Origin of the sequence: Bacillus cereus (genome assembly GCF_002561295.1) — a bacterium.
Taxonomy (GTDB): Bacteria; Bacillota; Bacilli; order Bacillales; family Bacillaceae_G; genus Bacillus_A; species Bacillus_A cereus_S.
The window spans coordinates 36,295-56,241 of sequence record NZ_NTUG01000019.1; the positions used below are offsets into that span (position 1 = coordinate 36,295).

Genomic DNA, 19,947 nt, shown 5'->3' on the forward strand with positions numbered 1-19,947 from the left:
GGTAGACATACATGTTAAAAAACGAGAGGCAGGGGACCTCTCGTTTTTCTATATATATAGGGGTATTTCACCTGGAACTCAAGGGTTATTCAAATTAAGAATGTACTTTTAGTTTTTTAAATTCTTCTGTTAATAAAGGAACTACTTCAAACAAGTCGCCAACAATGCCATAGTCAGCTACTTTAAAAATACTCGCTTCTGGATCTTTATTAATTGCAACGATTACTTTTGAATTAGACATACCAGCTAAATGCTGAATTGCACCAGAAATACCGCATGCAATATATAAATCTGGTGTAACAACTTTACCTGTTTGTCCAATTTGTAATGAGTAATCGCAATACTCTGCGTCACATGCACCACGTGATGCTCCAACAGCGCCACCTAATACATTAGCTAATTCTTTTAGCGGTTTAAAGCCGTCTTCACTTTTCACACCGCGTCCACCAGCGATAATAACTTTCGCTTCTGAAAGGTCTACACCTTCTGCCGTTTTACGCACAACATCTTGAATAATTGTACGCAAATCTTTTACATCAACTGTAATTGAAGATACATCACCTGTACGCGCTTCATCTTTTTCAAGTGGCGCAATATTATTTGGACGTATTGTCGCAAATAGAATACCATCTGTTACAATTTTCTTCTCAAACGCTTTACCAGAGTAAATTGGGCGTGTAAACACAACATTCCCACCTGCTACTTCTAATGCAGTAACATCAGAAACAAGACCAGCCTCAAGTTTAGCAGCTAACTTTGGTGACAAATCTTTACCAAGTGCTGTATGTCCAAAGACAATACCTTCTGGTTTCTCTTCACCATACACAGCTAAAAATGCTTGTGCATATCCATCAGACGTATATGATTTTAATTTATCACTTTCAACTGTCACAACGCGATCTGCACCGTAATGAATCAATTCATTTGCAAAAGATGCAACGCTCTCCCCAACTAGAAGGCCAACAACTTCACCGCCTTCTGCAATTGTTTTCGCTGCTGCTACCGCTTCAAATGAAACGTTACGTAGTGATCCGTCACGAACTTCACCCATTACTAATACTTTACGAGCCATAGATTTTCCCTCCTGCATATATAATTTCGTATTTTATTAGATTACTTTCGCCTCTGTATGGAGCAACGATACAAGTTCTTTTACTTGATCTTGCAGCTCGCCTTGTAACACTTTTCCTGCATCTTTCTTAGGAGGTAAATAGATTTCAATCGTTTTTGTTTTTGCCTCCACATCATCTTCCTCTAAATCTAGATCGTCTAATTCTAACTCTTCAAGCGGCTTCTTCTTCGCTTTCATAATACCTGGAAGCGATGGATAACGTGGTTCATTTAAACCTTGTTGCGCTGTTACTAAAAGTGGTAGTGATGTTTCAATCACTTCAGTATCCCCTTCAACATCACGCTCAATTTTCACGTTTGTACCGTTAATTTCAAGCTTTGTGATTGTTGTTACATATGGAATATTTAACGCTTCTGCTACGCGAGGTCCAACTTGTCCAGACGCACCATCAATCGCTACGTTCCCACCTAAAATTAAATCTACTTCTTTATCTTTTAAATACTCAGCAAGCACTTTCGCTGTTGTAAATTGGTCACCATTCTCAACATCATCTTCAATATTAATTAATACCGCTTTATCACAGCCCATCGCTAGCGCAGTACGAAGTTCTTTCTCACTATCTTCGCCGCCAACTGTTACAACCGTAATTTCACCGCCTTGTGCGTCTCTTACTTGAATTGCTTCTTCAATTGCATATTCATCGTAAGGGTTGATGATGAATTCCGCTTCGCCATCGTAAATTGCACCGTTTTTAATTACGATTTTTTCTTCTGTATCAAATGTTCGTTTCATGAGTACGTAGATGTTCATTCCATTTACCCCCTTGTTTTTCAGAAAGATTCCATCAATTTTAATATTCTGTTAATTTGTATTAAAAAAATAATTTGGACTACCTGCCACTAAATGAAGGCTTGCGTTTCTCTAAGAATGCCGCTACACCTTCTCTTCCATCTTCACTCGTGAACACTTCACCAAATATTTGTGCTTCACGTTGTACACCTTCATAATAATGAGATGATTTTGTTGTTTGTAATAGTTCTAACACAGCACGAGTTGTCGCTGGGCTTTTACTAGCAATCTGTTTTGCAATTTTGAGCGTTTCTTCTAGGAATGTTTCTTCCGAGAACAAGCCATTTACAAGTCCCAATTCTAATGCCTGTGCACCTGAAATTGGTGTACTCGTTAACATCATTTCACAAGCCTTCGCTTTACCAACATAACGTGGCAAACGTTGTGTGCCTGCAAAGCCAGGAATCAATCCAAGCGTTAACTCTGGTAAACCAAGCTTTGCGTTTTCAGTTGCAAAGCGCATGTGGCAAGACATAGCGAACTCAAGGCCACCGCCAAGTGCCGCTCCATGAATTGCCGCAATAACTGGTTTTGAGCACTTTTCCACACGCTCAAACGTAACTTGTCCAAGCTGTGCTAGCTCTGTCGCCTGTTTTGCTTCTTCAACAGAAGTAAATTCTTTAATATCTGCTCCTGCTGAGAAGAAGCGGCCTTCGCCATGAAGAACAACAACGCGCACATTTTCATCCTTTTCGACTTGATCAATTAACTCAGTAACATCATGCATGACTTGTGAAGACATAGCATTCGCTGGTGGGTGATTTAATGTCGCCACCGCAATGTGGTCTTCTACTGTTACAGATAGGAATTTCAACATGATCCCTCCCATTATTGACGATAACCACAAGCTGAACTAAGCAGCCCATGTACCGTTTTTGAAAGTGCGACCAAATCATATTTATGATCGCTCATTACCCAATTGGTCACAACTTCATCTACTGTTCCAAAGATCATTTGTCTTGCTATGCGAACGTTTAAATCCGCCTTAAATTCACCTTGTCTTATACCTGTTTCCAAAATTTCATCAATGACTTGTAAGTACCCTTTTAAGACTTCATTTATTTTGAGACGCAGGTCTTGGTTGGACTGACGAAGCTCTAGTTGCGTGACAATAGCAAGAGGATCATTTTTCGACAACAGCACGAAGTGCATTTCTACCAACATAAACAACTTCGATACAGCGCTTTCAATTCCTGCTGTTTTTTGACGAATTGTTTCAATAAATTCTCCCATCTTCTCTTGGAATAAGGATATTAATATATCTTCTTTATTTTTGAAATATAAATAAATAGTTCCATCAGCAACGCCAGCTTGCTTTGCAATTTTAGAAACTTGCGCTTGATGGTATCCATTTTCTGCAATTACAATAACCGCCGCATCAATAATTTGGTTGTATTTTGGTCGATTTTTTTTCACTTTACTGTCCCCTTCAAGATAATGAATGACTGAATGAATAATCATTCACATCTCAATAATACTGACTATTTAAAAAATTGTCAACCTTATATTCCCAAAAAGAAAGGGCCTTTAGCCCGTCTGCTCATCCTCTTTCTCTTCCTTTTTCTTCTCTTCATCTATAAGGACACGGCGTAAAATCTTACCAACCGTTGTTTTTGGCAACTCACTCCGAAATTCATATACTTTTGGAACTTTATAAGCAGCCAAATATTTACGAGCAAACTGATCTAACTCTTCTTCAGAACAAACTTCATCTTCTTTTAGTACAACAAAAACTTTCACAGTTTCACCACGATATGGATCTGGAACCCCTATCGCAACCACTTCCTGCACCTGTTCATGCTCATATAATACTTCTTCTATTTCACGTGGATAAACATTGAATCCACTAGCAACAATCATGTCTTTTTTGCGATCTTTTATATAGAAAAATCCCTCTTCATCCATATAGCCAACATCACCTGTGTGTAACCAACCGTCCTGTAATACCGCCGCTGTTTCCTCAGGCTTATTCCAATATCCCTGCATGACTTGCGGACCTTTCACAACAATTTCACCAATCTCTCCTGGCGGCAACGATTCTCCTGTTTCAAGCGACATAATGCGGGCATCTGTATCTGGCCACGGGACACCAATACTTCCCGGCACACGCTTTTCCCATAAGAAATTACTATGCGTAACTGGAGATGATTCTGTCAGTCCATATCCTTCTACGAGTTTACCACCTGTAATCTTTTCAAATTTCTCCTGTACCTCTACTGGAAGCGGTGCAGAACCACTAATACACGCACGAATTGAAGAAATATCATATTGCTGAAGCAGCGGACTATTTAAAAGGGCAATATAAATCGTCGGGGCTCCTGGAAATAGTGTAACTTTATGCTTTTTAATCGCTTCAAATACCATTTTTATATCAAACTTCGGAACAATTACCATTTTATACCCTTGCATAACAGTTAAATTCATCACAGCTGTCATCCCATACACATGGAAAAATGGAAGAACACCTAGGACCACTTCTTCCCCTTCTTTACAATTATATAACCAGTGCGCACCCATCAATGTATTTGATACAAGATTTTTGTGCGTTAACATGACTCCTTTTGGGAATCCTGTCGTACCTCCTGTATATTGCAAGAGCGCTAAATCATTTTCAGGATCACAAGGTACCTCTACTACTTCATCATCTTCTCTTTCTACTGACTTCCAAATATGAATTGTTTCACTTTCAGTTACTTTTACAACAAGATTTGCTTGCTTTTTTTGTACAAATGGATAAATTAAATTTTTGGGAAATGGTAAAAAATCTGCAATACGCGTTACAATAATATGCTCAATCTTTGTAGCAGACTGAACGTCATTAACTTTTGGAAAGACTAAATCGAGACAAAGAATGACTTTTGCTCCAGAATCATGAAGCTGATATTCTAGTTCTCTCTCCGTATAAAGAGGGTTTGTTTGTACAACAATACCACCTGCGAGCAATGTACCATAATATCCAATTACAGCTTGCGGACAATTTGGTAACATAATCGCAACTCGATCACCTTTTCTCACACCAAGCTTGCGTAAATAATTTGCAAATTGTTTCACCTTACAGTCTAGTTCTGAAAATGTAATATCCTTCCCTAAAAAATGAAGCGCTTTCTTTTCTGGATACCGAGAAGACATCTTCTGCAAATACACATGCAGCGGCTGAATATCGTAAGAAATTGCATGTGGAATTTCCTCTGGATAATTTTGTAGCCAAGGCTTTTCCATCCTCATTCCCCCTCCCTGTTCTTACAAAAATAAAATGAATTTCCATTCATGATGATTGTTTTCATTATATTATAGCCACAATCACGTTACAATCATAATATTCTGACTTTTTAACAACTATTCATTACTTCTCCCACTTCTCTATGTATAATTCTCCACTCTATTTGTATAGCTGGAAGAATTATTTATCATCAGCTTAATCTTATAATTGTTAAAACTGCTCCAGGAGTAGCTGTTGATAGTGTCGCGAGCGCTACCAAACCAAACAACTGCAAACTAATTGCATCACCTGCCGCAAGCGTTGTAATAATTGTCGCACTAAATGAAGTTGTCGCGAGCGCTGGCGCGTTTATCGTCCCAGCAAGAGCCGCTCCATTTATGGTAATTCGGGAACTTACTAACAACGAAGCGGTTATATTAATGGTATACGAAATATAATAATTTCCCGCATTCGCAACAGTAAATACTGTATTCCCACCAGAAACTGTAATCCCAGGTCCAATATTTTGATTATTTGGGAGCAGTACATTCGTTCCACCGAGAAGAACCGATATTATTGAACCAGAAGTATTATTTGCAAAAGCATACGTTGCTGTTATACTCGTTCCGGTTGCTCCCGTTGCCCCGGTTGCTCCCGTTGCTCCGGTCGTTCCGGTTGCTCCCGTTGCTCCCGTCGCTCCTGTTGGACCGGTTGGACCGATTGCCCCGGTTGCTCCTGTTGCTCCTGTTGCTCCCGTTGCCCCCGTTGCTCCCGTTGGACACACTTTAGGAACAGTCCCATCACAACTAAAACAGCATGAATCAACATGTATCCCATTTTGACATCCACAACGTCCTACAGACATGCTGATTCCCTCCTCCTTATTTAATCTTTCAAACACACTCTTAGTCTACCTCTCTAAATTTAGACAAATGAAATCGAGATACCCCGCTCACTAGCCATAAAAATAATTAAAATTTAATTGTCCTTGTTCTACAATAAGCTCTTTATAATAAATTTTTTTATTTGCATTCCAATAATTATTACATGCAGTACTCGCTGTCTTTGCTTGTACTTTTGCCTTCTAGATTGATTTTCCCTCTCTCCAGCACCTATTCGTAAATGCATCCAAAGAAAAAATTGTGAAAGTTATTATTTCCCATCAAAATTTTCAGAAAAATATTGACACTTAAAACATTCGCATAGTATGATTTTCTTGTTGCAATTGATAACGATTTTCAATTTCGATTACTGCAAAATAATTCATTTGGGGGAAAAAGATGAAAAAAGTTCTTAGTATTTTTATGGTCATTCTTCTATTCGTTGTCGGATGTGGACAACAAAAGGAAGAGAAGAAAGAAGTAAAAACAGATGACAAAAAACAAGCTATAACAATTAAACACGCTGAAGGGGAAACAAAATTAGATAAACCAGCGAAAAAAGTTGTTGTACTTGAGTGGGTATATGCAGAAGACTTATTAGCACTTGGTGTTCAGCCAGTCGGTATGGCAGACATTAAAAATTACAATAAATGGGTAAATACAGAAACAAAACCGAGTAAAGACGTTGTAGATGTAGGTACACGTCAACAACCAAATTTAGAAGAAATCAATCGTCTAAAACCAGATTTAATTATTACAGCTTCATTCCGTAGTAAAGCAATTAAAAATGAGTTAGAACAAATTGCACCAACAGTTATGTTTGATCCATCAACAAGCAATAACGACCACTTTGCTGAAATGACAGAAACATTTAAACAAATTGCAAAAGCGGTTGGAAAAGAAGAGCAAGGGAAAAAAGTATTAGCGGACATGGATAAAACATTTGCTGATGCAAAAGAAAAAATTGAAAAAGCAAACTTAAAAGATAAAAATATCGTATTAACACAATCATTTACAGCGAAAGATGTTCCAACATTCCGTCTATTAACAGACAATTCTACAGCGATACAAATTACGAAAAAACTAGGTTTAACAAATGCATTTGAACCTGGTAAATCTGAGCCGGATGGCTTTAAACAAACAACTGTAGAAGCACTACAAGATGTACAAGATGCAAACTTCTTATACATCGTTGCTGATGACGATAACATTTTCGATAAGCAACTAAAAGGGAACCCAGCATGGGAAGAATTGAAATTCAAGAAAGAAGATAAAATGTATAAACTAAAAGGTGACACTTGGATCTTCGGTGGCCCTGAATCTGCACAATCATTAGCAAAACAAGTTGCAGATGTAATGACAGCGAAGAAGTGATCGCATAATGAATAACTTACAACATACACTTCGAGCAAGTCTTGTATTCGGAGGAGGAGCAGCTCTCTTGCTCCTCCTTTTCTTTATTCATATCGGACAAGGACAAGCAAATATTTCTTACAGCATGATTATGGATGCTCTCTTTTCACCAAATCAATCTCTTGAGCATCAAACATTACTTATGTTGCGTTTACCGCGGGCTGCTATTGCTATTTTAGCTGGTGGTGCACTCGCTGCATCAGGCGTTATTTTACAAACTTTAACGAAAAATCCACTTGCTGAGGCAAGTACAATGGGAATTCATTCAGGAGCATATTTCTTTTTAATTGCCGCCACTATCTTTTTACCGAAACACTTACAAGGTCACTCGCTTCTATTCACATTTATTGGAGGGGCAGTAACTGCTTTGTTCGTATATCGGATTTCTGGCGGTAGAAAAGGAACACCACTACGTATGGCATTAGCAGGTATGGTTGTCACATTAATGCTCTCCGCCTTTACCGGAACGATGCAACTGTTTTATGAAAACGAAACAGCTGGCTTATTCCTTTGGGGTGCAGGGTCACTTGTACAAAACAACTGGGATGGCGTTCAATTTGCGGTTCCATTTGTTGTCTGCGCCTTCCTTGCTGTACTGTTTATGTCACGTAAACTAAATGTGCTGCTATTAGGTGATGATGTTGCTGTTTCACTTGGCGAAAAAACAGAAGTAACACGTTTGATTGCATTTATTGCTGCAATCTTTTTAACAGCGGTCGTTGTAACAGTTGTTGGACCAATCGGTTTTGTTGGCTTAGTTGCACCGCACTTAATGCGCCTGATTGGCTATCGCCAACATTTCCCACTACTTCTCTCCTCTTTCTTGTGGGGGGCTATTTTATTACTTGGAGCAGATGTTGTCGGTAGATTAATAGACCCAACAGGTGCTGAACTTCCTGTTGGTGCTGTTACTGCTATGATCGGTTCACCATGGCTTATTTACTTAGTTTATCGCATGATGAAATCCAAGCAATATATGAACGATAACGGAGCAAATGCAGCTGGTGCTAGCTCACGCTATTTCTCTTATAAAAAAGTGCTCATCGTCTCTATTACACTTTGCGTTGTAACAATTGTTCTTGGTGTTGTAATTGGCAGCAACGCCTACATAGAAAGCATAACAAATGCCTTAACAGGGCAGCTGACCCAATTCGATCAAAACATGATGATGAACCTTCGTTTACCAAGAATGCTCGTTGCTGCTGTTGCTGGAGCATGTCTTGCAATAAGCGGACTCGTCTTTCAAGGAATATTACGCAATCCGCTTGCTGATCCATCTATCATTGGTATTTCGTCTGGTGCAGGTGTCGGTGCGTTAACAATTATGTATGTTTTCCCGGCACTGCCAGGAATCTTCTTACCAGTCGGTGCATTCATTGGTGGCCTACTTGCAGTTGGAATTGTCCTCTTCTTTTCATGGAAGTCAGGCTTTAGCCCAACAGCACTTGCGTTAATCGGAATTGGTGTATCCGCACTCGGCTCAGCAATCATTCAAATCTTTATCGTTAGAGCAAACTTAAACGTAGCTGCTGCCTTAACTTGGTTATCTGGTAGTACGTACGCACGGGGCTGGAATCACTTAGAAAATATACTTTTATATCCATCTCTTATTCTCGTACCAACGATATTCTTCTTGATGAAGCAGCTTGATGTTCTCGTACTCGGGGATGACTTAGCAACAGGACTTGGGCAACGTGTAAACAAAACACGTTTTGCACTTATTATCCTAGCAACGTTACTTGCCTCAGTAAATATTGCTGCTGTTGGGACGATTGCTTTCTTAGGACTCGTTGCCCCGCACTTAGCACGCATCGTTGTTGGGATGAACCATCAAAGATTGTTTGTTTGTTCAGCACTATTTGGAGCTGTTCTGCTTTGCATCGCTGACTTACTTGGACGGACGATTGTCTATCCGAAAGAAATCCCCTCAGGGCTTGTAGTTGCTGTACTTGGAGCACCGTACTTCCTTTGGTTGATGAGGAAGAGTGGGAAGAAAGTTAATTAATAAAAAACGAAGGCTTCTGTTATTTTAGAAGCCTTCGTTTTTTATTAGTGCGGCATAAAGTTAACATAAGCTTTATAAAAGAAATATATAACAAATGAATACATAAATATATATAATCCCATTCTCTTCCCTCTTAATGCCCAGGTTAATTTTTTGTCTTGTAATGATAACAAGATGTCATCCGCTTTTTTCTCTTTACGTAACACTTGAAATAATTCACGATACTCCTCATCAATCCCTAACAACACATACTCTTTACCATTTGTAAATTTTATATATAAAAACTCACTTCCATCTTTGCGATCTAATACCGTTTTCATAGATACAACTTCATCTAATTGATACACTTTTAAATCAACATCATTATAATAACGGTCTACAAAGAAAACATATAATCTTTTATTTGTAACAATAAGAACACTATTAATACCAAAATGCATCGCGAGGACGCCTACCCCTGACACAGCTGCCGTTCCAGTTTGTGAACCTTTCACACGAGGATTCGTTGCAAACATACTATATAAAATTTCTTCACGTTCTTGTAAGTCATCCTGTACTTCCTGATAACAACGCTGCATCAAAATACTTTTAGTTACTACCATTTTTGCACGTTTTATTTTCTGTTTATCAACTTTTATTTCAACATCATATTCCGCCACATCTTCATCACTATATTGCAAATTACTTAATCGTTGTAACAACTCCTCTTGACGCATGAGTTCCCCCTCCTATTATCTTTTTTAGTTTTTTCCGTCCCCTTGAAAGTCTGCTGTATACAGTATCAGGTGTCAGTCCTAGTGCAGAGGCAATCTCCTGCACACTATATTCATCTAGATACCTTTTTATAAAGATTTTCCTATCTTCACTGTTTAAAGTTTCAATTAAAAGATAGAAACTCTCCTCTTGTTTCTCCTTCATTTGATTTGTATCTTCTATCTCTTCATATATATCCTGCTGAAATTCTTGTAATCGATAAGCCTGATTACTCTTTCTCTTAAAATCAATCGCTTTAAATTTCGCAACCGATATGAGCCAATTTCTAAATTTCCCGCGCGAATCATCATAACTCTCAATGTTGTACCAAATAATTAATAAAATATCATCCACACATTCATCAACGAACACTTTACTATGCGAAGTATCTAATACACTATGAACAACTTTATAAATTACATCACTATATTGATCTATCGCCGCATGTAATGCAGACATATCCTTTTTTCGTAACCCCTCTACTATTTCCAGTTCTCGCATCCCTATCACCACTCTTTGTATCATTCTCTATTCACTTAATATACGAATTATCATGTTAGTTTTCTGACACAAATATAAATTTTTCCATATCTATTCCATATTATATCAATATACATATACAAAATAAAAAGAGCAGGAAAAACACCTCCTCTCACGAATTCACTCTATGAATATAACCATTGGGGGGATAACATGTATCAAACAATTGAGGGCTTTCTAACGACATGGAAATACGAATCTGAGTCTACACAAAAGGTATTGGATGCATTAACGGATGAATCTTTATCACAAGAAATTGCACCTGGGCATTGGACTTTAGGAAGAGTGGCTTGGCATATCGTTACTGCAGTTCCTGTAATGCTATCAGGAACTGGTTTACAGTTTGAGGGGGAAGCGAAAGATTATCCTGTTCCAACTTCTGCGAAGACGATTGCAGAAGGCTATCGCAAAGTAAACACGGCTTTTGTGGAAGCACTTCAAACAGAGTGGACTGATAAAGATCTAGCAACAATTAATGATTTCTTTGGGCGTCCCATGCCGAACTCTATCTTTTTGATGACTCTTATTAACCATCAAAATCATCACCGTGGGCAAATGACTGTCTTAATGCGTCAAGCTGGATTAAAGGTCCCAGGTATTTATGGACCATCTAAGGAAGAATGGGCTGCTGCGGGGATGGATGCTCCAAAAATGTAATAACAGAAAAAGACAAGGTGAGTGAACACTTTGTCTTTCTCTGTAACTTGTTTCATGTGAAACTTTACAATGCATCTTCCTTCTCAATATTTCTAATTCCATAATAAGCAATCATAATACCAATAGCTGCAAGCGCTAATTGCAGTGGCAAAAAGGTTGCTAATGAGAACTCTGGCTGACTTTGACATGCAATCATCACAACAAGGATAGATGAGACAATCGTTGTTGGTACAGAATATTTACGCATACCGAAGTATAACGGAATTAAACTAGTTCCTGCTGCTGCAATTGCAAAAGGCACGAGTTTGATTCCTTCTTGTATAAGTTGATTTGTCGTTACTGAATTGGGGATCATTGAAAAATAGCTATTTATTGTGAAGTAAACACCTACTAACAAAATATTTGATACTATAATTGTTATAAATGTTAACATCGCTGTAATAAGTAATTTACTAGCAATCAGTTTCTTTCGATTAATCGGATAAGAAAACATAAGTAATATTGTTTTATTTTTATATTCTTCAATGATTAACTTCGCAATTAATACCCCTCCAAATATAATAAACGTCCCTCTTACCATCGTACTAGCCATCAACAAAATCGCTTCAGCATTTCTTATTTCTGTTTCACCCTCTATTTGCGCTACAAAACTAACAAAAATTAACAATGTAATCATCACAACATTCGCGATAATAGCTCCCTTTACATACCAACCAAGCTTACATTTTTTCATTTCTAGTTTCATTAATTTAAACATATTAGTTGCCCCCATTACTAAGATTGCTCCGATACATATCCCCTATTTAAACAAATCCACTTGTTCGATTTTTCTTATAGCCATATAAGCAATAAATAGACCAACACATGCCATCGTGATCGGAATCACAATAAAGCTGAATAACGAAATTTCACCATTCAAACTAGCAGCAAATAAAAACGTAAGAATAATTGCAGATACAAGTGTTGCCCGCACTGAATATTTTTTCATTCCAAAGTAAAGTGGGATTAAACTGATTCCTGTTGATGCCAAAGCATTCACTAATAATTCCGCTACATTCTGAGCTAGAATTGTCATTGTTAGCGATTCCATGATTACCGGATGATATACATTTAAAACATAAACGAAACTAAACATAATAATTTCTGAAGTTATCATTGCACACAGCGTAAACAAAATAATGATAAGAATTTTTGCTGCCATCATTTTCTTTCGATTGATTGGATACATAAACATGACGGTCATCGTCTTATTTTGAAACTCTTGAATAATAAATTTTGCAATTAAACTTGCTCCGAAAATCATAAATACCCCTCGAGAAAAACGATCAATAAATTGAAAAGCACTTTTATAGCTATCCAGTTCCCCATCAAAAATAATCAATGGAATAAATATAGAAACAATACATATCGCAATGAACGCACTTCTAATAATCGGCCACACCTTAAATTTTATAAGCTCAAGTCTCATTAATCTAAGCATGAATGCCCTCTCCATTCATTACATTTAAGAAGTACTCTTCTAGCGAACTATGCTTTTTATTCATACTCTCAATTTCTACATCACTCATAATAAGCACTTTTGAAATCGCTTGCTGTGTCACTGTCATTTCATACACACGAATCATGTTTCCACTCATTATTTTATAATTTTTTATATCTAATTTATCTTCTAAGATGTAAGCTGCGTGTTTCACATTAGGAGTAGTAATTTCAATGTACTCTGTTTGTTTTCCGTTAATGCTCTTCATTGAAACTTCTTTAATTAGTTTCCCATTTTGAATGACCCCAATTGTATCTGCCATTTGCTCCATTTCACCTAAAATATGACTAGAAACTAATAAAGTAATCCCATATTCTTTACACAGCATTTTAAATAATTCTCGCAATTCTTTAATGCCAATTGGGTCTAAACCGTTAATTGGTTCGTCTAAAATGAGAAACTCTGGCTTGGTCATAATCGCTCTCGCAATACCTAGTCTTTGTTTCATACCTAATGAAAAATCTTTAACTTTTTTATTATCGATATTGTGCAAGTTAACAAGATCTAAAGCACGATTTATCGCTTTTTTATCATAGTAGCCCATATATTCACAATGTAAATGCAAGTTTTCTCTTGCTGTTAATTTCTCATAAAAAATCGGATACTCAATTATTGTCCCCATTCTTTTTAACACTTCATAAGATGTATCTGTTAATTTCTCACCAAAAATTTCAATATCTCCGCTCGTCGGTTTGATTAAATTCGTAATCATTTTCATAATCGTTGTTTTACCAGCACCATTTGGTCCTAAAAACCCATAAATTTCTCCTTTTTTCACATGCATGTTAACACCAGAAATTACTTCTTTCCCCTGAAATACTTTTGTTAACTGATTTGTTTTTAATATATATGTCATACCGTTTCCCCCTTTCGCATTACCTTATATTCTTATCATAGTCAATGAAAGTCACTTTTTTCTTACCCATTCCTTACAAATTCCTTAATTCAAAAAAGCTTGTAGAATCCTCTTTTCTACAAGCTAAAATTCCATTTTTTTCAGCACAATTGTAAATACTGTTTTCTCATATGGCTTACTAGAAAGATGAATTTCTCCGCCTAACGCTTCTATGAGCCTTTTCGTAATCGTGAGTCCAAGGCCGCTCCCTTGATACAATCGGTTCCTTGAATCTTCTAATGTATACATCCGTTCAAATACTTTATCAATGTGAGATTCATCAATTCCTTTTCCACAATCCCATACATCAACATACACACACCTATCATCATCCCTTAATGTCATACCAAGCGTTTTACCATCGTATCCATATGCAATCGCATTGGAGATTAAATTATTTAACACCCTGCCTAGTACTTCAGCATTTCCAAGTGCATATACATTTTTCTCGAGTATATCAATACGCACCTCAAATCCCTTCGTCGTCAATAAATCATAAAATGATAAAATTTTCTCTCGGCACACTTCATTCATGTTCACCTTTGTCATTTCGATTGCTTTATCCCCTGACTCTAATTTCGCTAAATCAAAAAATTTATGAATGAGTTCCATCACTTCTAATGTTTTTAAATGTACCTTTTCTAATAATTCTTTCCGTTCTTCTTCACTCATCGTTTTATCTATATTTAACATTTCTATATATCCAAGAATAACAGTAAGTGGTGTTTTTAAATCATGCGAGATGTTTGAAAGCATCTTTCGCATTGAAATTTCAACTTTCGCATGATCTGCATTTGTTTTTTGTTTCGCATCTAATAAATGATTTATCACTACTAATAATTTTTGTAGTTCTTTATCATCCGTCATAACTAATAAATTCTCACCTGTTTGTTGTTTTACAATATCTTGTAACTTTTCATATGTATATCGTACATTCACACTCTTACTTTTCCCTATTCTATATTGAAAATAAATAACACCTACTAATATGAAAATGACAATCGTTAAAAAAGATACCATATTACATCACTTCCAACTTATAACCAATGCCCCATAGTGTTTTAATATATTTTGGACTAGAAGGATCATCTTCAATCTTTTCACGTAACCTTCTCATATGAACATTAATTACATTATCATCACCATAATATTCTTCACTCCAAATCAAGTTATAGATCTGAGCTTTCGTAAATACACGGTTTTGATTCTTTACAAATAGTTTTAAAATCTCAAACTCTTTCAAAGTGAGTTTCAATTGTTTTTCATTTTTATGCACAGTAAAATTGATTGGATCAATCTTTAAATCACCAATCGCGATCCTTTCCTCTTTCTGCTCTGTAGCTGAATACTTCGTCGATCTTCGAATGCCCGCCTTTACCCGTGCTGCCAGTTCAATCATAGAGAACGGCTTACAAATATAATCATCTGCTCCGAGACCTAAACCTATTGCCTTATCCACATCTGTATCCTTCGCTGACATCATTAAAATGGGAACCGCACTTTTTTCTCGAATGATTCTTACGACCTCTAAACCATCTAGCTTTGGCATCATGATATCGAGAATAATTAAATCAAATGAACCTTTTAGAAATGCGAGAACCCCTTCTTCTCCATCGGATGCGATTGTGATTTGAAATCCCTCTTTTGATAAATAAGTCTCGACCATTTCTTGAATCGAAATGTCGTCTTCTACTAGTAAAATATGATGTGACATGATCCCACCCCCTTTTTTACAAACATTAACAATTCAATTGTAACTGAAGTAAATAAAACTGGAAAGAATTATATGAAAATTCAATCTGACTTTCCTTCCTCACTTAACAATGATATGATGGAATTCACCATAAATGTTTATAATTAACCTAATATAAAGGAGTTTTACCATGTCAGAAAATAAAAAAGTAAGCTTAGCTGATTTGATGCGCGAACAACTTGAGAAGAAAAAGCAAGGAAATGGAAATGGCGCAAATACGAAAAACCAAAGTCAAGCAACGAAAAAACTACAAAATCAACAAACGAAGAAAACAAACAATCAACGTAGACGTACAGGTGTGTAAATGAACGGGCAAAAACGAGCAAACATTTCACCAGGTCTTGAAGTTGATATTGTGTTAAAACAAGATCAACGAACTGGCAAGTTAACAAGAGGGATTGTAAAAGATATTTTGACAAACTCACCGTCTCATCCGCACGGCATTAAAGTAAGGTTGCAGGATGGACAAGTTGGCAGAGTGCAGAATATTATCCAATAAAAAAAGAGCTCATTTTAAATTGAGCTCTTTTTTTATTATCCTTTAATCTTTTCAATAAAGACTACTTTTAAGTAGTTACCTTCTTTAAATTGATCGATTGTACGGAAATCTTCCGGCAGTGCATGTTCTTCTAATATTTTATATTTCCCGTTCATTTCTTTAAACGCTGTGTCGATAAAGCCTTTAAATTTCTTCATATCAAATGTACTGCAATTTGTGGAAGCAACGATAATACCGTTATTTTCTGTAATAGCGATTGTTTCTTTTAACAAATTCTTATAATCTTTCGCTGCACTAAATGTAAATTTTTTAGAACGTGCAAAGCTTGGTGGGTCCAGCACAACCATGTCAAACTTCATTTGTTTCTTTGCCGCGTATTTAAAGTAATGGAATACATCCTCTACAATAATATCTTGCGCCTCATAATCAATACCGTTCACACTAAATTGTTCAATTGTTTTACTTAAACTGCGATTTGCAAGGTCAACACTTGTTGTTTTTGTCGCTCCGCCAAGCGCTGCGAATACAGAGAAAGCACCTGTATAAGAGAACATATTTAATACTGTTTTATCCTTCGCATACGTATCACGAATTTGTTTTCGAACGTTACGCTGATCTAAGAATACACCGACCATCGCTCCGTCATTTAAATACACTGCAAAGTTTACACCGTTCTCTTTCACGATGATTGGGAACTCACCGCGTTCTCCAGTTACGAAGTCATCTTCTTCAATATACTTTCCTTTTGTATCAAAACGCTTCTTCTGATAAATACCTTTAAAGTTTGCTACCTTTTGAAGAGCTCCAATGATCTCATCTTTGAATGAATAGATTCCTTCGCTATACCAGCTTATTACATAATAGCCATCATAATAATCAATGATTAAACCGCCAAGCCCATCACCTTCACCATTTACGACACGGAATGCTGTTGTATCATTTGATTTATAAAAACTTTTTCTCTTATGTAACGCTGATTTTATCTTGCTTTCAAAAAACGATTGGTCAATGTTCTCTTTTTCTTTTCTCGTTAAAATCCAGCCGTATCCTTTATTTTGCTTTCCGTAGTAGCCTTTACCAAGAAATTGATTCTTCTCATCAATAATTTTGATAATTGCTCCTTCTTCACGTATATCATTTAAGTTTTGAATCGCATCTTTTAAAATAAGTGGATAGCCACTTTTAATCTCTTTTATAAATTTCGGTTTTATCTTTACAGTTACTTCTGATCGCATGTAATGTCTTCCTTTCCATTTGAATGCTTTCTATCTAATAGGAAGCATTTAAAAAACGAGACCGAAAAAACAGCCTCGTTTCACTATACCATATTATTGCTTTGCGAGTACAACCAGCTCGTCACCTAGCGAACTGTTAACTACTTCTCTACAACAACATTTTGTTTCTGAAAAACAGATACAACATATCCAACAAACATACCAATGATTGCCGGAATCAACCAGCCGATTCCTACACTATACAATGGAACTTTTTCAAGAATTGGTGCTAATGCCGCAATTTGAATATGAGCATTATTTAAACCATCGAAAAAGCTAATAACAAATGCGAATGCAATCCCGCCTACATACATTGCCAGTGGGATACGAATGTAATTTTCAATAAGTGATAATATGATTAATACGATTCCAATTGGATAGATTGCGATTAAGATTGGTAACGCTAATGCATTTAGCTGTGTTAAGCCAAGGTTTGCTACCATAAATGCTAATGCGCAGAAGATGAAAACAACTTTTTGATACGAAAGCTTTGGTAGTAATGCTGAGAAATACTCTCCACAAGCTGCGACGATTCCAACAGAAGTTGTTAAACATGCCGCTGCAATTGCTACGCCAAGTAATAGTGTACCGTAACTACCGAATAAATGATGTACAACGTTTGTTAAAATAACACCGCCGTTCTCTCCCATACCAAGCGATACACTAGAAGCTCCTAGATAAGCAAGTGACAAGTAAACGATAAGCAAACCAAATGCCGCAATAATTCCTGCAATAATTGTCACTTTCGCAATACTTTTCTTATTTGTAATTCCTTGTCCTTTTAAAGTATTAATAACTACATTTCCGAAAACAAGTGCTGCTAATCCATCTAATGTTAAATATCCATCAATAAATCCTTTAAACAGCGGATCTTTATAATTTTCAGTTGGTGCACCAAACTCGCCTATTGGAGAAATCAATGCTTTCACTACAATCACTGCAATAATAGCTAATAAAATCGGTGTTAATACTTTCCCAATACGCCCTACTAGTTTCGAAGGATTTAATGCTAAATAAAAAGTAACTGCAAAGAAAATAAATGTAAACATCACAAGCGGATATCCCGCACCAGCTACTGAACTTGGTAAAAATGGAGCAACTGCCATTTCATAAGCAACAGTTCCTGTACGAGGTACACTAACAAATACACCTAAACATAAATAAATTGCAACAATGAAAACAAGTGCAAATAACGGATGAACACGACCTGCGAGTGTATTAATATCTCCTTTTAAAGCAATGGCGATAACTCCTAGTAAAGGGAGCCCTACACCTGTAATCACAAAGCCAAACAATGCAATCCATACCTCTGTTCCAGCACCTTGTCCTAATGCTGGTGGAAAAATCATATTACCTGCACCGAAAAATAGCGCAAATAACATTAAGCTTATCGCAAACATCTCAGATAATTTTAAAGATGACTTCATTTCAATCTACCTCCTAAAAAAATAAAAGACAAAATATTCCGATAATAAAACCTATTATACTTCCTCTTTCAATCCTACTTCCCCTATAAAAGAACGCAAAAAACACCCGTCCCTAAAAAAGGGACGAGTGTTGAAATCGTGGTTCCACCCTTATTCTAATAAAATGAATCTATAACAAAATAAACTCATTTTATAGCTCGTGTAAATTGATAACGGTTTTATCCGCCAAGAATTACAATGCATCATGCAGTTCACTCTTGAAGTTTAGAGGTGGTAAGGTACCTTTTCGTATTAGGAAGCTCACAGCCTAAGGCTTCCCTCTCTGAGAATCGTAAAAAATAACTCATGTCCTCATCATTACTTTTGTAAAATATATTGTCGAATCTTGTTGTTTTTTTATTATATGGGCTATTTTCAAAAAAATCAATAGTTTTATTTTTTCTGACAAAAAAATATAGGGAGATAATTTCTCCCTATAACTGCCTCATTAATTCTATTAACTCTTGCTCCGAAACATTTCGCCATTCTCCCACTTCTAATCCATCAAGTGTAATATTCATAATTCGTACCCGTTTTAACTTCGTTACCGTATATCCAAACGCACGGCTCATTCGGCGAATTTGTCTATTCATTCCTTGCGTTAACACAATTCGAAATGTCGAGTGATCTACTCTTGTCACTTTACAAGGTTTCGTCATTCCATCTTTAATCTTCACACCACGGGACATGCTGTCAATAAACCAATCTGTAAATGGCTTATCAACCGTTACAATATACTCTTTTTCGTGCTCATGATCTCCGTGTAAAATTTGGTTGGCAATTGCTCCATCGTTTGTTAGCAAAATCAATCCCTCTGATGCTTTATCTAAGCGACCAACCGGAAAGATTCTTTCGGGGTGATTGATATACTCAATAATGTTTCCTTCAATATGTTCCGCAGCCGTACAAGTAATCCCAACAGGTTTATGGAAGGCAATATAGATTTTTTCTTTAGCCTCTTTTTCAATCGTTTTGCCATCAATCGATACAATATCATCTGCTGCCACAAGCGCACCGTGCGTACAAATTTCACCGTTAATTGCTACACGATTCGCTTTAATGAGGCGATCTGTTTCTCGTCTTGAGCAGGATAATGCTTTGCTTATAAATTGGTTAATTTTCATTGTCTATTCCTTTTTTCTATAGATTAT

21 protein-coding genes and 1 other annotated feature are annotated in these 19,947 nt (G+C 36.6%); of the genes, 5 read left to right on the forward strand and 16 right to left on the reverse strand.

Annotation, left to right across the window (positions count from 1 at the left end):
* Window positions 1–94: 94 nt before the first annotated feature.
* The 6 genes from etfA to CN373_RS12895 all read right to left on the reverse strand — a co-directional run bounded on the left by etfA (window position 95) and on the right by CN373_RS12895 (window position 5,985).
* A complete protein-coding gene (gene etfA, locus CN373_RS12870; protein ID WP_000101971.1) occupies window positions 95–1,072 on the reverse strand; it encodes an electron transfer flavoprotein subunit alpha in 978 nt (325 codons plus the stop codon).
* Between the two features lie 36 nt (window positions 1,073–1,108).
* Window positions 1,109–1,882 (reverse strand): electron transfer flavoprotein subunit beta, encoded by a 774-nt coding sequence (gene etfB, locus CN373_RS12875; RefSeq protein ID WP_001029025.1) that lies wholly within the window; start codon window positions 1,880–1,882, stop codon window positions 1,109–1,111.
* A gap of 79 nt (window positions 1,883–1,961) precedes the next feature.
* Entirely contained in the window at window positions 1,962–2,738 is a 777-nt protein-coding gene (locus tag CN373_RS12880) for an enoyl-CoA hydratase (protein ID WP_000911300.1), read from the reverse strand.
* Window positions 2,739–2,749: 11 nt separating this feature from the next.
* Entirely contained in the window at window positions 2,750–3,337 is a 588-nt protein-coding gene (locus tag CN373_RS12885; protein ID WP_000742215.1) for a TetR/AcrR family transcriptional regulator, read from the reverse strand.
* A 111-nt stretch (window positions 3,338–3,448) separates the two neighbouring features.
* Window positions 3,449–5,140, reverse strand: a complete 1,692-nt coding sequence (locus CN373_RS12890; RefSeq protein ID WP_000414748.1) for a long-chain-fatty-acid--CoA ligase — start codon at window positions 5,138–5,140, stop codon at window positions 3,449–3,451.
* Between the two features lie 191 nt (window positions 5,141–5,331).
* Window positions 5,332–5,985, reverse strand: a complete 654-nt coding sequence (locus CN373_RS12895; RefSeq protein WP_098359478.1) for a BclA C-terminal domain-containing protein — start codon at window positions 5,983–5,985, stop codon at window positions 5,332–5,334.
* Between the two features lie 415 nt (window positions 5,986–6,400).
* On the opposite strand from CN373_RS12895, the gene CN373_RS12900 reads away from it, so the two are divergent.
* Together CN373_RS12900 and fhuB are read left to right on the forward strand one after the other, a co-directional pair.
* Window positions 6,401–7,375 (forward strand): ABC transporter substrate-binding protein, encoded by a 975-nt coding sequence (locus tag CN373_RS12900; RefSeq protein ID WP_098359479.1) that lies wholly within the window; start codon window positions 6,401–6,403, stop codon window positions 7,373–7,375.
* A gap of 7 nt (window positions 7,376–7,382) precedes the next feature.
* Window positions 7,383–9,419, forward strand: a complete 2,037-nt coding sequence (gene fhuB, locus CN373_RS12905) for a Fe(3+)-hydroxamate ABC transporter permease FhuB (protein ID WP_001061682.1) — start codon at window positions 7,383–7,385, stop codon at window positions 9,417–9,419.
* A 44-nt stretch (window positions 9,420–9,463) separates the two neighbouring features.
* Here fhuB and CN373_RS12910 read toward each other — a convergent pair whose 3' ends face one another.
* Together CN373_RS12910 and CN373_RS12915 are read right to left on the reverse strand one after the other, a co-directional pair.
* Entirely contained in the window at window positions 9,464–10,135 is a 672-nt protein-coding gene (locus CN373_RS12910) for a hypothetical protein (RefSeq protein ID WP_001248470.1), read from the reverse strand.
* Window positions 10,101–10,673 carry a sigma-70 family RNA polymerase sigma factor gene (locus CN373_RS12915; protein WP_002057955.1) on the reverse strand — a complete coding sequence of 191 codons (573 nt, stop codon included), beginning with the start codon at window positions 10,671–10,673 and terminating at the stop codon, window positions 10,101–10,103. The genes CN373_RS12910 and CN373_RS12915 overlap by 35 nt, the downstream gene beginning before the upstream one ends.
* Before the next feature lie 192 nt (window positions 10,674–10,865).
* On the opposite strand from CN373_RS12915, the gene CN373_RS12920 reads away from it, so the two are divergent.
* Window positions 10,866–11,369, forward strand: a complete 504-nt coding sequence (locus tag CN373_RS12920) for a DinB family protein (RefSeq protein WP_000284990.1) — start codon at window positions 10,866–10,868, stop codon at window positions 11,367–11,369.
* Between the two features lie 64 nt (window positions 11,370–11,433).
* Here CN373_RS12920 and CN373_RS12925 read toward each other — a convergent pair whose 3' ends face one another.
* The 5 genes from CN373_RS12925 to CN373_RS12945 all read right to left on the reverse strand — a co-directional run bounded on the left by CN373_RS12925 (window position 11,434) and on the right by CN373_RS12945 (window position 15,518).
* Window positions 11,434–12,126: an ABC transporter permease gene (locus CN373_RS12925; protein WP_000475528.1), complete on the reverse strand. Its 693-nt coding sequence runs from the start codon at window positions 12,124–12,126 to the stop codon at window positions 11,434–11,436.
* A 42-nt stretch (window positions 12,127–12,168) separates the two neighbouring features.
* A complete protein-coding gene (locus CN373_RS12930; RefSeq protein ID WP_098359480.1) occupies window positions 12,169–12,849 on the reverse strand; it encodes an ABC transporter permease in 681 nt (226 codons plus the stop codon).
* Window positions 12,842–13,765: an ABC transporter ATP-binding protein gene (locus CN373_RS12935; protein WP_098359481.1), complete on the reverse strand. Its 924-nt coding sequence runs from the start codon at window positions 13,763–13,765 to the stop codon at window positions 12,842–12,844. The genes CN373_RS12930 and CN373_RS12935 overlap by 8 nt, the downstream gene beginning before the upstream one ends.
* Window positions 13,766–13,888: 123 nt before the next feature.
* Complete coding sequence (locus tag CN373_RS12940) at window positions 13,889–14,824, reverse strand: HAMP domain-containing histidine kinase (protein WP_098359482.1); 936 nt, start codon at window positions 14,822–14,824, stop codon at window positions 13,889–13,891.
* A 1-nt stretch (window position 14,825) separates the two neighbouring features.
* On the reverse strand, window positions 14,826–15,518 hold the full coding sequence (locus CN373_RS12945; protein WP_000018048.1) for a response regulator transcription factor: 693 nt from the start codon (window positions 15,516–15,518) through the stop codon (window positions 14,826–14,828).
* Window positions 15,519–15,687: 169 nt separating this feature from the next.
* On the opposite strand from CN373_RS12945, the gene CN373_RS25565 reads away from it, so the two are divergent.
* Window positions 15,688–15,861, forward strand: coding sequence for a hypothetical protein (locus CN373_RS25565; protein ID WP_001293587.1), 174 nt, complete (start codon window positions 15,688–15,690; stop codon window positions 15,859–15,861).
* Window positions 15,862–16,056 (forward strand): YwbE family protein, encoded by a 195-nt coding sequence (locus CN373_RS12955; RefSeq protein ID WP_001014304.1) that lies wholly within the window; start codon window positions 15,862–15,864, stop codon window positions 16,054–16,056.
* A 35-nt stretch (window positions 16,057–16,091) separates the two neighbouring features.
* Here CN373_RS12955 and CN373_RS12960 read toward each other — a convergent pair whose 3' ends face one another.
* The 3 genes from CN373_RS12960 to CN373_RS12970 all read right to left on the reverse strand — a co-directional run bounded on the left by CN373_RS12960 (window position 16,092) and on the right by CN373_RS12970 (window position 19,920).
* Window positions 16,092–17,291 (reverse strand): class I SAM-dependent rRNA methyltransferase, encoded by a 1,200-nt coding sequence (locus CN373_RS12960; RefSeq protein WP_001255951.1) that lies wholly within the window; start codon window positions 17,289–17,291, stop codon window positions 16,092–16,094.
* Window positions 17,292–17,431: 140 nt separating this feature from the next.
* Window positions 17,432–18,757, reverse strand: a complete 1,326-nt coding sequence (gene brnQ6 / locus CN373_RS12965; RefSeq protein ID WP_000842685.1) for a branched-chain amino acid transport system II carrier protein BrnQ6 — start codon at window positions 18,755–18,757, stop codon at window positions 17,432–17,434.
* Window positions 18,758–18,873: 116 nt separating this feature from the next.
* Window positions 18,874–19,124 (reverse strand) — a binding site (T-box leader).
* 106 nt (window positions 19,125–19,230) lie between these two features.
* Window positions 19,231–19,920, reverse strand: a complete 690-nt coding sequence (locus CN373_RS12970) for a 23S rRNA pseudouridine(2604) synthase RluF (RefSeq protein WP_098359483.1) — start codon at window positions 19,918–19,920, stop codon at window positions 19,231–19,233.
* Window positions 19,921–19,947: the final 27 nt, after the last annotated feature.

Bases quoted from the DNA above. Each gene is read 5' to 3' on its own strand.
- etfA (WP_000101971.1), bottom strand. From the start codon at position 1,072: ATGGCTCGTAAAGTATTAGTAATGGGTGAAGTTCGTGACGGATCACTA.
- etfB (WP_001029025.1), bottom strand. From the start codon at position 1,882: ATGAACATCTACGTACTCATGAAACGAACATTTGATACAGAAGAAAAA.
- CN373_RS12880 (WP_000911300.1), bottom strand. From the start codon at position 2,738: ATGTTGAAATTCCTATCTGTAACAGTAGAAGACCACATTGCGGTGGCG.
- CN373_RS12890 (WP_000414748.1), bottom strand. From the start codon at position 5,140: ATGGAAAAGCCTTGGCTACAAAATTATCCAGAGGAAATTCCACATGCA.
- CN373_RS12895 (WP_098359478.1), bottom strand. From the start codon at position 5,985: ATGTCTGTAGGACGTTGTGGATGTCAAAATGGGATACATGTTGATTCA.
- CN373_RS12900 (WP_098359479.1), top strand. From the start codon at position 6,401: ATGAAAAAAGTTCTTAGTATTTTTATGGTCATTCTTCTATTCGTTGTC.
- fhuB (WP_001061682.1), top strand. From the start codon at position 7,383: ATGAATAACTTACAACATACACTTCGAGCAAGTCTTGTATTCGGAGGA.
- CN373_RS12910 (WP_001248470.1), bottom strand. From the start codon at position 10,135: ATGCGTCAAGAGGAGTTGTTACAACGATTAAGTAATTTGCAATATAGT.
- CN373_RS12915 (WP_002057955.1), bottom strand. From the start codon at position 10,673: ATGCGAGAACTGGAAATAGTAGAGGGGTTACGAAAAAAGGATATGTCT.
- CN373_RS12920 (WP_000284990.1), top strand. From the start codon at position 10,866: ATGTATCAAACAATTGAGGGCTTTCTAACGACATGGAAATACGAATCT.
- CN373_RS12925 (WP_000475528.1), bottom strand. From the start codon at position 12,126: ATGTTTAAATTAATGAAACTAGAAATGAAAAAATGTAAGCTTGGTTGG.
- CN373_RS12930 (WP_098359480.1), bottom strand. From the start codon at position 12,849: ATGCTTAGATTAATGAGACTTGAGCTTATAAAATTTAAGGTGTGGCCG.
- CN373_RS12935 (WP_098359481.1), bottom strand. From the start codon at position 13,765: ATGACATATATATTAAAAACAAATCAGTTAACAAAAGTATTTCAGGGG.
- CN373_RS12940 (WP_098359482.1), bottom strand. From the start codon at position 14,824: ATGGTATCTTTTTTAACGATTGTCATTTTCATATTAGTAGGTGTTATT.
- CN373_RS12945 (WP_000018048.1), bottom strand. From the start codon at position 15,518: ATGTCACATCATATTTTACTAGTAGAAGACGACATTTCGATTCAAGAA.
- CN373_RS25565 (WP_001293587.1), top strand. From the start codon at position 15,688: ATGTCAGAAAATAAAAAAGTAAGCTTAGCTGATTTGATGCGCGAACAA.
- CN373_RS12955 (WP_001014304.1), top strand. From the start codon at position 15,862: ATGAACGGGCAAAAACGAGCAAACATTTCACCAGGTCTTGAAGTTGAT.
- CN373_RS12960 (WP_001255951.1), bottom strand. From the start codon at position 17,291: ATGCGATCAGAAGTAACTGTAAAGATAAAACCGAAATTTATAAAAGAG.
- brnQ6 (WP_000842685.1), bottom strand. From the start codon at position 18,757: ATGAAGTCATCTTTAAAATTATCTGAGATGTTTGCGATAAGCTTAATG.
- CN373_RS12970 (WP_098359483.1), bottom strand. From the start codon at position 19,920: ATGAAAATTAACCAATTTATAAGCAAAGCATTATCCTGCTCAAGACGA.